This is a genomic window from Pseudoxanthomonas mexicana (assembly GCF_014397415.1).
Taxonomy (GTDB): Bacteria; Pseudomonadota; Gammaproteobacteria; order Xanthomonadales; family Xanthomonadaceae; genus Pseudoxanthomonas_A; species Pseudoxanthomonas_A mexicana.
In genome coordinates, this window is the sequence record NZ_CP060731.1 from 1,880,616 (window position 1) to 1,893,211 (window position 12,596).

10 protein-coding genes are annotated in these 12,596 nt (G+C 68.3%); 5 read left to right on the forward strand and 5 right to left on the reverse strand.

All coding sequences use genetic code 11. The annotated features are described in order from the left end of the window. Window positions 1–31 precede the first annotated feature (31 nt). Window positions 32–1,018 carry a malate dehydrogenase gene (locus IAE60_RS08665; RefSeq protein ID WP_185895445.1) on the forward strand — a complete coding sequence of 329 codons (987 nt, stop codon included), beginning with the start codon at window positions 32–34 and terminating at the stop codon, window positions 1,016–1,018. Window positions 1,019–1,240: 222 nt separating this feature from the next. Continuing rightward, on the forward strand, window positions 1,241–3,142 hold the full coding sequence (gene prpE / locus IAE60_RS08670) for a propionate--CoA ligase (RefSeq protein WP_187574536.1): 1,902 nt from the start codon (window positions 1,241–1,243) through the stop codon (window positions 3,140–3,142). Between the two features lie 3 nt (window positions 3,143–3,145). On the opposite strand, the gene IAE60_RS08675 is transcribed toward prpE, so the two are convergent. Both IAE60_RS08675 and IAE60_RS08680 read right to left on the reverse strand, forming a co-directional pair. After that, window positions 3,146–4,546, reverse strand: coding sequence for a M14 family zinc carboxypeptidase (locus IAE60_RS08675; protein ID WP_187574537.1), 1,401 nt, complete (start codon window positions 4,544–4,546; stop codon window positions 3,146–3,148). Window positions 4,547–4,619: 73 nt separating this feature from the next. Beyond that, complete coding sequence (locus IAE60_RS08680) at window positions 4,620–5,837, reverse strand: citrate synthase family protein (protein WP_187574538.1); 1,218 nt, start codon at window positions 5,835–5,837, stop codon at window positions 4,620–4,622. A gap of 135 nt (window positions 5,838–5,972) precedes the next feature. Between IAE60_RS08680 and prpB the strand changes: the two genes are divergently transcribed. The 3 genes from prpB to IAE60_RS08695 all read left to right on the forward strand — a co-directional run bounded on the left by prpB (window position 5,973) and on the right by IAE60_RS08695 (window position 8,691). After that, the gene (gene prpB, locus IAE60_RS08685; protein WP_187574539.1) at window positions 5,973–6,857 is read left to right on the forward strand and encodes a methylisocitrate lyase; all 885 of its coding nucleotides are present in this window, start codon (window positions 5,973–5,975) and stop codon (window positions 6,855–6,857) included. Window positions 6,858–6,872: 15 nt separating this feature from the next. Further along, entirely contained in the window at window positions 6,873–8,027 is a 1,155-nt protein-coding gene (prpC, locus tag IAE60_RS08690; protein ID WP_162109766.1) for a bifunctional 2-methylcitrate synthase/citrate synthase, read from the forward strand. A 166-nt stretch (window positions 8,028–8,193) separates the two neighbouring features. Continuing rightward, window positions 8,194–8,691: a hypothetical protein gene (locus IAE60_RS08695; RefSeq protein ID WP_187574540.1), complete on the forward strand. Its 498-nt coding sequence runs from the start codon at window positions 8,194–8,196 to the stop codon at window positions 8,689–8,691. Between the two features lie 16 nt (window positions 8,692–8,707). Here the strand turns inward: IAE60_RS08695 and IAE60_RS08700 are convergent, their stop codons facing one another. The 3 genes from IAE60_RS08700 to IAE60_RS08710 all read right to left on the reverse strand — a co-directional run bounded on the left by IAE60_RS08700 (window position 8,708) and on the right by IAE60_RS08710 (window position 12,510). Continuing rightward, window positions 8,708–9,319, reverse strand: coding sequence for a glutathione S-transferase family protein (locus IAE60_RS08700; RefSeq protein ID WP_187574541.1), 612 nt, complete (start codon window positions 9,317–9,319; stop codon window positions 8,708–8,710). A gap of 230 nt (window positions 9,320–9,549) precedes the next feature. Continuing rightward, window positions 9,550–10,005 carry a cell wall hydrolase gene (locus tag IAE60_RS08705; protein WP_162109763.1) on the reverse strand — a complete coding sequence of 152 codons (456 nt, stop codon included), beginning with the start codon at window positions 10,003–10,005 and terminating at the stop codon, window positions 9,550–9,552. A 468-nt stretch (window positions 10,006–10,473) separates the two neighbouring features. Next, the gene (locus IAE60_RS08710; protein ID WP_187574542.1) at window positions 10,474–12,510 is read right to left on the reverse strand and encodes an NADPH-dependent 2,4-dienoyl-CoA reductase; all 2,037 of its coding nucleotides are present in this window, start codon (window positions 12,508–12,510) and stop codon (window positions 10,474–10,476) included. Window positions 12,511–12,596: the final 86 nt, after the last annotated feature.

Consider the following 12,596-nt stretch of genomic DNA (forward strand, 5'->3'; position numbering starts at 1 on the left):
CCCGCCCTACGTAACCCCGAGGATCCGCACCATGAAAACCCCCGTCCGTGTTGCCGTCACCGGCGCTGCTGGCCAGATCGGCTATGCGCTGCTGTTCCGCATCGCCTCCGGCGAAATGCTGGGCAAGGACCAGCCGGTCATCCTGCAACTGCTCGAGCTGCCGCTGGAGAAGGCCCAGGCCGCGCTGAAGGGCGTGATCATGGAGCTGGAAGACTGCGCGTTCCCGCTGCTGGCCGGTATCGTCGGCACCGACGATCCGGAAGTCGCGTTCAAGGACGCCGACGTGGCCCTGCTGGTCGGCGCGCGTCCGCGCGGCCCGGGCATGGAGCGCAAGGACCTGCTGCTGGAGAACGCCAAGATCTTCACCGCCCAGGGCGCGGCGCTGAACAAGGTCGCCAGCCGCAACGTCAAGGTGCTGGTGGTCGGCAACCCGGCCAACACCAATGCCTACATCGCGATGAAGTCCGCACCGGACCTGCCGTCGAAGAACTTCACCGCCATGCTGCGCCTGGACCACAACCGCGCGCTGTCGCAGCTGGCCAACAAGGCCGGCGTCGCCGTGGGCGACATCGAGAAGCTGGTCGTGTGGGGCAACCACAGCCCGACCATGTACCCGGACTACCGCTTCGCCACGGTCAACGGCCAGTCGCTGAAGGACAAGATCAACGACGCCGACTGGAACGCCAATACCTTCATCCCGCAGGTCGGCAAGCGCGGCGCCGCGATCATCGAGGCACGTGGCCTGTCCTCGGCCGCCTCGGCCGCCAACGCCGCCATCGACCACGTGCGCGACTGGGTGCTGGGCAGCAACGGCAAGTGGGTGACGATGGGCATCCCGTCCGACGGCAGCTACGGCATCCCGGAAGGCGTGATGTTCGGCTTCGCCGTCACCACCGAGAACGGCGAGTACACGATGGTCAGGGACCTGCCGATCGACGACTTCAGCCAGGCCGCCATCGACAAGACCCTGGGCGAACTGGAAGAAGAGCGCAGCGGCGTGGCGCACCTGCTGGGTTGATCGCCGCCTGCAATGAGTGCGAAGAACGCCGGGCTTATGCCCGGCGTTCTTTTTGCGGCATCGCGCATCGCCACTCCGATGGTTCACCATCCGGGCGCGTTGCGACGCGTGACGAGCGACGTGCGTGGATGCCTCCAGGGGGCGCCATGCGACCAAGGTAGGAAGGTGGCCGCGACGGGGCAGGTCTATGCTGGTGCCGGCTGTCGGATCTGGGAGGATCGCATGGCATACGAAGACGTCTACCGGCGCTCGATCGAGCAGCCCGAGGCCTTCTGGGGCGAGGAGGCGAAGGCCATCCACTGGCATGTGCCGCCGCAGCAGGTGCTGGACTATTCCAATCCCCCGTTCCGCCGCTGGTTCGTCGGCGGGCACACCAATCTCTGCTACAACGCGGTGGATCGCCACCTTGCCGAACGCGGCGATCAGCTGGCGCTGGTGGCGGTGTCCACCGAGACCGATGTCACCCGCGAGCTGACCTACCGGGACCTCTACCGCGAAGTGAACGCCTTCGCCGCGGTGCTGAAGAAGCTCGATGTCGGCCGCGGCGACCGCGTGGTCATCTACATGCCCAACATGGCCGAGGCCGTGTTCGCGATGCTGGCGTGCGCGCGCATCGGCGCGGTGCATTCGGTGGTGTTCGGAGGCTTCGCCGCGCACAACCTGGCGCTGCGCATCGACGACGCGCAGCCGAAGCTGTTGATCGCCGCCGATGCGGGAAGCCGCGGCGGCAAGGTGATCCCGTACAAGCCGCTGGTGGACGAGGCCTGCGCGAAGGCCGCCACGCCGCCGGCCAGGGTGCTGATCGTCTCGCGCGGGCTGGATGCGGCCGAGCCGAAGGTGGCGGGCCGCGATGAGGACTACGCCACGTTGCGCGCCGCCGTCGGCGACGCCGAGGTGCCGGTCGAATGGCTCGAGTCGAACGAGCCCAGCTATCTGCTCTACACCTCCGGCACCACGGGCAAGCCCAAGGGCGTGCAGCGGGATGTCGGCGGCTATGCCGTGGCTATGGCGCTGTCGATGCGCACGGTGTTCGACGTGGGGCCCGGGCAGGTGATGTTCTCCACCTCGGACGTGGGCTGGGCGGTGGGTCATTCCTACAACGTGTACGGCCCGCTGATCGTCGGCGCGACCTCGGTGCTCTACGAGGGCCTGCCGACCCATCCGGATGCCGGCATCTGGTGGGCGCTGTGCGAGCAGTACGGCGTGCGCACGATGTTCTCCTCGCCGACGGCGGTGCGCGTACTCAAGAAGCATGACATCGACTTCATCAAGCGCCACGACCTGTCCGAGCTGAAATACCTGTTCCTCGCGGGCGAGCCGCTCGACGAGCCGACGGCGCACTGGATCACCGATGCCTTGGGCAAGCCGGTGATCGACAACTACTGGCAGACCGAGACCGGTTGGCCCGCGTTGACGTTGCTGCCGGGCCTGGACATGAAGCCGGTGCGCTTCGGCTCGCCCGGCTTCCCGAATCTCGGCTACAGGATGAAGGTGATCGACGAAAGCACCGGCGAGGACGTCGGGCCCGGCCAGAAGGGCGTGCTGGTCATGCAGCCGCCGCTGCCGCCGGGGTGCATGACGACGATCTGGAACGACGACGCACGCTTTCTCTCCAGCTATTTCAGCCATTTCAAGGAACTGCTGTACAGCTCGCTGGACTGGGCGATCCGCGACGAGGACGGCTACACCTTCATCCTCGGCCGCACCGACGACGTCATCAACGTCGCCGGGCATCGCCTGGGCACGCGCGAGATCGAGGAATCCGTCTCCGGCTTCCCGGCCGTGGCGGAAGCCGCCGTGATCGGCGTGGCCGACGAACTGAAAGGGCAGGTGCCGGTGGTATTCGCGACGCTGCGCCAGGCCACCGACGAACCGCATGAGCGCGTGCAGGCCGCCGATGGCATGCGGCGCACGGTGGAGCAGAGCCTGGGCGCGGTCGCGCGGCCGGCGCGCGTCTACATCGTCAATGCGCTACCGAAGACGCGCTCCGGCAAGCTGCTGCGGCGCTCGCTGCAGGCGCTGGCGCAGGGCGCCGATCCCGGCGACCTGTCCACGTTGGACGATCCCAACGCGCTGGAGGAAGTGAAGCGCGCGCTGCAGCGCGGGCCGGAAGTCGGTAGCTGAAGATCAGCGCGCGGGTGGCGAGGGCGCCGCCGGATCCACGCTGCCGTCCAGCGTCCACACCACGTCGCGGCCCTGCGGATCGCGGCTGAGCACAAAGTGCGCGCTCGCGCCCGGCGTGAGCGGCAGAGGCGAGGGCGGCTCGTCGTTGTCGCCGTCGTCGTTGGCTTCGATCAGCGTGCGTTCGCCCGCATGTCCAGGGATCGGCACGATGAACAGGTCGCGTGCGTTGATGGTGCGGCGCGCCTTCTTTCTGCCGAGATCGCCGACATCGGCGATTGCACCGTCGGTTTCCATCAATGGGTTGCGGAAGTTGACCAGCAGGTCGGCCTTCATCGGCGGCCGGCCGGGCACGGCCAGCGTGCCGCCGCGCACCAGCAGGTCGGGCCACACGTCGCCGTTCTCCGGCAGTTCGCGGTAGAGCGCAGGCGATACACCCTGGTGGCTGCCCGTCGCGATGCTGTCCAGCGCCGCCACCAGGCCGAGGAAGTAGAGCTTGCGCAGGCGCTGCTTCTGCACGTCGCCCTCGATGCCGCCGGCCTCGATCAGCACGGTGCTGGCGCCCCATTGCGTGGTGAGGTCGCCGAACGCGCGCGGGTCGAAGGTTTCGTCCCAGCGCGCGATATGGCCGGCCAGGTAAGGTTCCAGCGCCGTGCGGATCACGCCCGCCACTTCGATGGCGCGCGTGCGCACATCGTTGACGTCGGCGGCGTGGTTGTACGGCGGCGACAACAATGCGATGGCGGTGCCGCGGTCGGAGTCGCCGGCGCGGTAGCCGACGCGCTGGTCGTGCAGGTTGAAGCCGTACATCGGCTTCACCTTGTCGTACAGCGCCTTCAGCGTGCGCGCTTCAGGCGTCGCCAGCATGCGCGCATCGCGGTTGATGTCGATGCCCTGTACGTTGCGACGCTGAAAACGCGCGGCGCCGTCGGGATTGAGGATAGGCAGGAAGTGCAGCGTGGTGTTCTCGCGCAGCGCCTTCACCTGCGGATCGTCCGGGTGTTCGCCGAGGAAGCGGAACAGGTCCGACAGCACCATCGAGGCCGTGCTCTCGTCGCCGTGCATCTGCGACCAGAGCAGTACCTGCGTCCTGCCTTCGCCCCAGCGCACGTGGCGCAGCGGACGGTTCTCCACGCTGCGGCCGATTTCTTCCACATGGAAACCGCGCGTGCGCTCCAGCAGCGGCGTGGTCACGGTCCACCAGTGCTCAGCGGTGAACACACGGTCGTCGAGCCCGGCAGCACGCAACTCGGCGTCGTAGCGCGCCTCCAGGCCGGGCAACCAGGCAGGCGGGGGCGGCACCGGCGTGGAGGCCGCGGTCGGTGCGTGAGGATTGTCGGCATTCCGGGCGATGGTGGTGGGCGTCATCATCGTCAACAGCAGGCACAGGAGGAGGGCAGGGCGCATTGCAGGCGACACGGTGGACGGACATCCGCAGGGTCCCCGCATGCGTCCGCGATGTCAAACTCGCGCGCGGGCATCACGCCGCCGGCGTGATGCCCGTGTAGCGGGCGCGTGGACGGATCAGGCGACCCTGCGCCTGCTGTTCCAGCGCATGCGCCAGCCAGCCGGCCAGGCGTCCTGCGGCGAACATCACCAGCGCCGGCGTCGCCGGCAGTCGGTTGAGATGGCAGATCGCGGCGAGCATGAAATCGATGTTTGGTCGCAGGCCGCTGATGTCTTCGGTAGCGGCGATCAGCGTTTCCAGTGCGGCCATCTCGCGCTCGCCCGCATGGCGTTCGCGTGCGCGTGCCAGCAGTTCGGCGCCCCGCGGATCGCCCTGCGGATACAGCGCGTGGCCGAAGCCGGGAAGATCGTCGCCGCGCTGCCAGCGTTCACTGATGAAGCGGCGCGCATGCCCGGCCTCGCGCGCGTCCGCGATCAGCGCGTACGCGCGTGCCGTGGCGCCGCCGTGGCGTGGCCCCGACAGCGCGGCGAGGCCGCTGCAGACGGTGGCGTGCAGGTGCGCACCGGTGGAGGCGACCACGCGCGCGGCGAACGCGGAGACATTCAATTCGTGATCGGCGCAGACCACCAGCGCGGCGCGCACGAGGTCGGCGAAGCCGTCGTCGCCCGGATGCCAGGCCTGCGCGAGCACACGGTGCACCGGCGCACCGGACGGCGGCTGGGCCACCAGCAGTGCGGCGTTGTGGCGCAGCAGCCCCGCGGCGATCTCGTGGCGCACGCGGGGCGCCGAATTGAAGGAGTGGCGCACGTCCAGTGCCAACAGCGGGATGGTCGCCATCGCGCGCTCCAACGGCGGCAGCGAGGCATCGGTGGCCAGTGACGCGACCACCGCCGGCCATTGGGTCGGCGAAGGCGCGGTGAACGGGTCGTCCTCCCCGCAATCCCAGAGTTGCCGCGCGACGTCTTCCAGCGTGGCGCCGTCGTGGACCATGCCGATCGCCGACCGGCCCCGGTAGTACGGGCCATCCGGCCGGATCAGGGAGATCTGCGTCTCCAGCACCGGCAGGCCCCGGTCCAGGCTCTGCGCCGCGCCCCGGGCCGCGCCACGCCCCACCTGCTTGCGCTGGGCCAGCCGCTCCACGTCCTGGCGCAGATACAGGCGGCTGCGGTGGTCCTTGCCCGGGCGCGACTCCAGCAGGCCGCGGCTGACGTACGCGTACAGCGTGGCCTGGCTGATACCCAGTAGCCGGCAGGTGTCGCGGGCGGACAGGAGGTCGGTCGCAGAGGCCATGTGGAAATATTGATTCGTTCGATCAAGATTGATCAACCCTGCGGATGGTGCCAGATTTGCTTCCCGAAGAGGGGCGTACCCTTCACGCACCTCCGGCGGCCGGCACATGCGGGCGCCAGATCGAGAGGAGTTCCCATGAGTTCCGTTTCCGCTGGCGCGAAATTCCGCACCGCGCTCGCCGCCGAATCGCCGCTGCAGGTGATCGGCGCCATCAACGCCAACCACGCCCTGCTGGCCAAGCGCGCCGGCTACCGGGCGATCTATCTGTCCGGTGGCGGCGTCGCCGCAGGATCGCTCGGCCTGCCCGATCTGGGTATCAATACGCTCGAAGACGTGCTGATCGACGTGCGCCGCATCACCGACGTCTGCGACCTGCCGCTGATGGTCGACATCGACACCGGCTTCGGTCCCAGCGCGTTCAACATCGAGCGCACGGTGAAGTCGCTGATCAAGGCCGGCGCGGCGGCCTGCCACATCGAGGACCAGGTCGGCGCCAAGCGTTGCGGCCATCGCCCGGGCAAGGAAATCGTGTCGGCCGGCGAGATGGTCGACCGCGTGAAGGCGGCCGCCGATGCGAGGACCGATCCGGATTTCTTCCTGATCGCGCGCACCGACGCCATCCAGGTCGAAGGCGTGGACGCCGCCATCGAGCGCGCCATCGCCTGCGTCGAGGCAGGTGCCGACGGTATCTTCGCCGAGGCCGCCTACGACCTGCCCACCTATCAGCGTTTCGTCGATGCGGTGAAGGTGCCGGTATTGGCCAACATCACCGAGTTCGGCAAGACGCCGCTGTTCACCCGCGAGGAACTGGCCTCGGTCGGCGTGGCGATCCAGCTGTATCCGCTGTCGGCGTTCCGCGCGATGAACAAGGCCGCCGAGACCGTGTACGAAGCGATCCGCCGCGACGGCCACCAGAAGAACGTGGTCGACAGCATGCAGACCCGCGAGGAACTGTACGACCGCATCGGTTACCACGCCTTCGAGCAGAAGCTCGATACCCTGTTTTCCGCAAAGAAGTGACGTAGGGAGTCCATCATGAGCGAAACCACACCCGCACCCGGCTTCAAGCCGAAGAAGTCCGTCGCCCTGTCCGGCACCGCCGCGGGAAATACCGCGCTGTGCACGGTCGGCCGCAGCGGCAACGACCTGCACTACCGCGGCTACGACATCCTCGACATCGCCACGACCAGCGAGTTCGAGGAGATCGCCCACCTGCTGGTGCATGGCAAGTTGCCCAACCGCGCCGAACTGGCGGCCTACAAGGCCAAGCTGAAGGCGCTGCGCGGCATCCCGGCGGCGGTGAAGGCCGCGCTGGAGGAACTGCCGCCGTCCGCGCACCCGATGGACGTGATGCGCACCGGCGTGTCCGTGCTGGGCTGCGTGTCGCCGGAGAAGGACGACCACAATCATCCGGGCGCGCGCGATATCGCCGACAAGCTGATGGCCTCGCTCGGCTCGATGCTGCTGTACTGGTACCACTGGAGCCACAACGGCCGCGCCATCGACGTGGAAACCGACGACGACTCCATCGGCGGCCACTTCCTGCACCTGCTGCATGGCGAGAAGCCGCGCGAGTCCTGGGTGCGCGCGATGCACACTTCGCTGATCCTGTACGCCGAGCACGAATTCAACGCCTCCACCTTCACCTGCCGTGTCATCGCCGGCACCGGCAGCGACATGTATTCGGCCATCGCCGGTGGCATCGGCGCGCTGCGCGGCCCGAAGCACGGTGGTGCGAACGAAGTGGCCTTCGAAGTGCAGAAGCGCTACGAGTCGCCCGACGAAGCGGAAGCCGACATCAAGGCGCGCGTGGAGCGCAAGGAAGTTGTGATCGGCTTCGGTCATCCGGTCTATACCGTCGGCGACCCGCGCAACGAAGTCATCAAGCAGGTGGCGAAGGACCTGTCGGCCGAGCAGTCGAACATGAAGATGTACGACATCGCCGAACGGCTGGAGTCGGTGATGTGGGACATCAAGAAGATGTTCCCCAACCTGGACTGGTTCAGTGCGGTCAGCTACCACATGATGGGCGTGCCGACGGCGATGTTCACGCCGCTGTTCGTGATCGCGCGCACCAGCGGCTGGAGCGCGCACGTCATCGAGCAGCGCATCGACGGCAAGATCATCCGCCCCAGCGCCAACTACACGGGTCCCGAGGATCTGGAATTCGTTCCGTTGGACCAGCGCTGAGGTCCGCGCCGCCGAACCGCGGGGCCGTTTCGACCAAGGTCGGGCGGCCCCGTGTCGTTTGTGTGACCCGTGTGGCAGCCCCGGGCGGCCACGCCGCGGTACTACTGGCGGACAGGGGAACGCCGTAGCCGTGGGAGGGGCCCACCGCGCGGCGTGGGGGGATGCCATGCAGACCAGATGGAGCAAGACCGAGGCTGGACGCAACGAGATCCAGCAGCGCACGCGCAAGCTGCCGGCGGGACTGCGTTCGATCCTGTTGCTGGTCGACGGCCAGCGCAGCGACGACGAACTGCAGGCCATGATGAGCGGCCTGCATGCGCCCGACGATGCGCTCAGCCAGCTGGCGGCGGATGGCCTGATCGAACGCCGCTCCGGTGCCGCCTCGATGCTGGCCGCGGTGGCCGCCACGAAACCGAACGATGGCGCGTCCGCGTCGGCCATGACCCCCGCCGAGCGCTACAACCTGCTGTATTCGCGCATCACCGACGACATCCGCGCGCACATCGGCCTGAAGGGCTACTTCCTGCAGCTCAAGGTCGAGCGCTGCGCCAGCGCGGACGACCTGGAAGCCCTGCTGCCCGACATCGCCACCGCGATGACGAAGGCGCGCGACCACACCTTCGCCACCCGCTGGCTGGAGGACGTGCGCGCGTCGGTGGCCTGATGCGCGCCGTCCGCGATCAGGCCAGGCCTTCGGCCTTCAACGCAGCCTGCACGCCGGCATCGGCCTCCATGCGCTGCTTGAACGCGGCAATGTTCGGCAGACCCGACAGGTCCACGCCCGTGCGGTCTGCCCAGCGCAGCGTGATGTAGAAATACGGGTCGGCGAAGCTGCGGAAACCGGCCAGCCAATCGCGACCTTCGAGCTGCTTCTCGGCGGTTTCGTACATGCCGCGCAGACGCCGGCGCGCCGCATCCTTCACCGCCTCGAACTGCGCTTCGTCGCCGATGAAGCGCGCCGGCCCGAACAGCGGGTGGAACGCCGGGTGCAGGTCCGAATTGACGAAGGCCAGCCACTTCGCTGCCTGCGCGCGCTGCTGCGGCGAACCGTCGCCGGCCAGGTGCGCCTGAGGATACGTATCGGCGATGTAGCCCATGATCGCGGCGTTCTGGGTCAGCACGAAATCGCCATCGACGATGGCGGGCACCGCCCCGGTGGGATTGATCGCCAGGTACGCCGGCTCCTTCATCTCGGCGGTCGTCATCACCTGCACGTCGAACGGCTGACCCGTCCACTGCAGCGCGATGTGGTCGGCGGTCGAGCACGCGCCGGGCTTGGTATAGAGCTTCATGGTGTCCCCTTGGGAAAAAGAAAGGCCCGCGATTATCGCGGGCCTTCAATGATTGCAGCGTCATGCGGGGTGCAACGGATCGTCGCGTTCAGTGCGATGTGCTCGGTTGCATCGCGGCTGTCGGCCCTCACCCCTTGCCCTCTCCCGCAGGGGCGCCCCCCTGAAGGAATGGCTATGGTGAATTCAAACGCGTCGCAACGCGCCCGGATAGAGAAGGGCTTGGGTTACTTTCAGGAGCGGGGCTTGAGCTTCTGCACGCGCAGGAAGGTGTGATCGCCAATCGTCGCCACGTGGTATGCGTTGCGCCAGCTGGGATTGGCGATCTGATGCGCCATGAAGTGGCTGGCGCCCGGCACGATCTCCTTGCGCTGGCCGGGCGGCAGGGCCCAGTTGCGCTCGGCGTTGAGCGCCACGCTGACCGACTTGGCCCAGGCGTCGGAGTTCCTGAGGCGGGTATTGGGGCCGACGATGGTCGGGGCGAACTGCTTGCGGGCGGTGACCACGGAGCAGACGGAATCGCCCCAGAGGCCGCTGTCGCGGCGGCGCAGGGCCACCTCGGCGACGGCCTGCTGGCCGCGCAGGGTCTGGTCGCGGGCTTCCAGGTACACGGTGGTGCTGAGGCAAAGCGAATCGGCGGCCGGCTGCGGCAACATCTGCGACAGCCATAGGATCCAGGCCAGTTTCATGGGAACTCCTTGCTCCGTCTTTCCCGCACCCCTGCCTCTCCCGTCACGCTGGGAGCGGCAAACCTGGGACATGCGGCAGGGCGTCATGGGGAGGCAGCCTTCACACGGGCTGCCCGGGGACCGGCAAGGCCTGACCCCGAGGGGGTCCGAGCGCCGGGCTCAGCCCGCCTGAACTGGGCGGCGGGCCGGAAAGTGCGCGCAAGGTAGGGGGGGGCGTCCCAACTTGGCCTGAACGGGCAGGCTTGACGGCGGGGGGCTTGATCTGGCTGGAAAGTGTGAGCGGTGTCGCACCTGTACTACCCGCGACGGATGCGACAAGCGCGAAGCCGCGTTGCCTGACAGTGCCGTCTACCCCCTGTAGGAGCGCCCCATGGGCGCGATGCCGTTGCTCAGGGTACGCGAAGAGCATCGCGCCCAAGGGGCGCTCCTACAGAGCGGGTGTGCCGGCTGCCTGGTAGGCCGAGTGCCTTACAGGCGGGCGGCCAGCCGGCTGCCCTGGTCGATGGCGCGCTTGGCGTCGAGCTCGGCGGCGACATCGGCGCCGCCGATCAGGTGGGGTGTCTTGCCCGCCGCGATCAGGTCGGCCTGCAGCTCGCGGCGCGGTTCCTGGCCGGCGCAGACCACCACGTGGTCGACCGGCAGCAGATGCTCCGCGCCGTCCACCTTGATCCGCAGGCCGGCGTCGTCCACGCCCAGGTACTCCACGCCACCCAGCATCTTCACCTGCTTGGCCTTCAGCGTGGCCCGGTGCACCCAGCCGCTGGTCTTGCCCAGGCGGGCGCCCGGCTTGCCGGGACTGCGCTGCAGCAGCCAGACCTCGCGGGCCGGCGGTTCCGGCTGCGGCCTCACCAGACTGCCGCGGGTCTCGAAGGTTGGGTCCACGCCCCATTCGGCCATCCAGCGGGCCGGGTCCAGCGAGGGGGAATGGCCCTCATGGGTCAGGTATTCGGCCACGTCGAAGCCGATGCCGCCGGCCCCGATCAGCGCGGCGCGGGCGCCCACCGTCACCCGGCCCGACAGCACGTCCACGTAGCTGACGACCTTGGCGTGGTCAGCGCCGGGGAAGGCGACCCTGCGCGGGGTGATGCCGGTGGCCAGCACGACTTCGTCGAAGCCGGTCAGGTCGGCCGCAGTCACTGGGGTCGACAACTTTACGTCTACCCGGGTTTCCTCCAGCCGGTGGCGGAAGTAGCGCAGCGTCTCGTGGAATTCCTCCTTGCCGGGAATCCGCTTGGCGTAGTTGAACTGCCCGCCGATCTCGTCGGCCGCATCGAACAGGGTCACGCGGTGGCCGCGCTCTGCGGCGACCGTCGCGCAGGCCAGTCCCGCCGGGCCCGCGCCGACCACGGCGACGGTCTTCGGCGCGAACGTTTTCCTGTAGGTGAGGTCCGTCTCGTGGCAGGCGCGCGGATTGACCAGGCAGCTGGCCAGCTTGTTTTCGAACACGTGGTCCAGGCAGGCCTGGTTGCAGGCGATGCAGGTGTTGATGGCCTGGGGCGTGCCGGCGCGCGCCTTGGCCGCCCACTGCGGATCGGCCAGCAGCGGACGCGCCAGCGAGACCATGTCCGCCTTGCCGGCGGCGAGGATGCCCTCGGCCACCTCCGGCATGTTGATCCGGTTGGTCGCCACCAGCGGCACCCGCACGTGCGGCTTGAGCTTGGCGGTCACGTCCACGAAAGCCGCGCGCGGCACCGAGGTGACGATGGTCGGCACGCGCGCCTCGTGCCAGCCGATGCCGGAGTTGATGATCGTGGCACCGGCGGCTTCCACGGCCTTGGCCTGCTGGACGATCTCGTCCCACTGGTTGCCGTCCTCCACCAGGTCCAGCAGCGACAGGCGGTAGATGATGATGAAGTCCGGGCCCACCGCCTCGCGCACACGACGCACGATCTCCACCGCGAAGCGCATGCGCTTCTCCGGCGTGCCGCCCCAGGCGTCGTCGCGCTTGTTGGTGCGCGGCGCGGTGAATTCGTTGATGAAATAGCCTTCCGAACCCATGATTTCCACGCCGTCGTAGCCAGCGTCGCGCGCCAGCTTCGCGGCGTTGGCGTAGGCGCTGATCTGGCGTTCGATGCCGCGAGCCGACAACGCGCGCGGGGTGAACGGATTGATGGGCGCCTTCAGCTTCGATGGTGCGACCGTCAGCGGGTGATAGCCGTAGCGACCCGCATGCAGCAACTGGGCGCAGATCTTGGCGCCGTGCTCATGGACCGCCTTGGTCACGAACTTGTGCGGCCGGGCCTCCCACGGCCACGACAGCTTGCCGCCGAACGGCTTCAGCCAGCCCACGAGGTTGGGCGAGAAGCCGCCGGTGACGATCAGGCCCACGCCGCCGGCCGCCCGCTCGGCGAAGTACGCCGCCAGGCGCGGGAAATCCTTCGCCCGGTCCTCCAGCCCCGTGTGCATCGAGCCCATCAGCACCCGGTTGCGGATCATGGTGAAGCCCAGGTCCAGCGGTGTGAACAGGTGGGGGTAGGGCGGGGATTCGATGGTGGTCGACGTCATGCGGGCGATGGATACGCTTGCGTATGGAAGGGCGCACGATGCCGCGAATCGCGGGGGCACGCAAGCGCCCGCATGCGCGGAGGTGG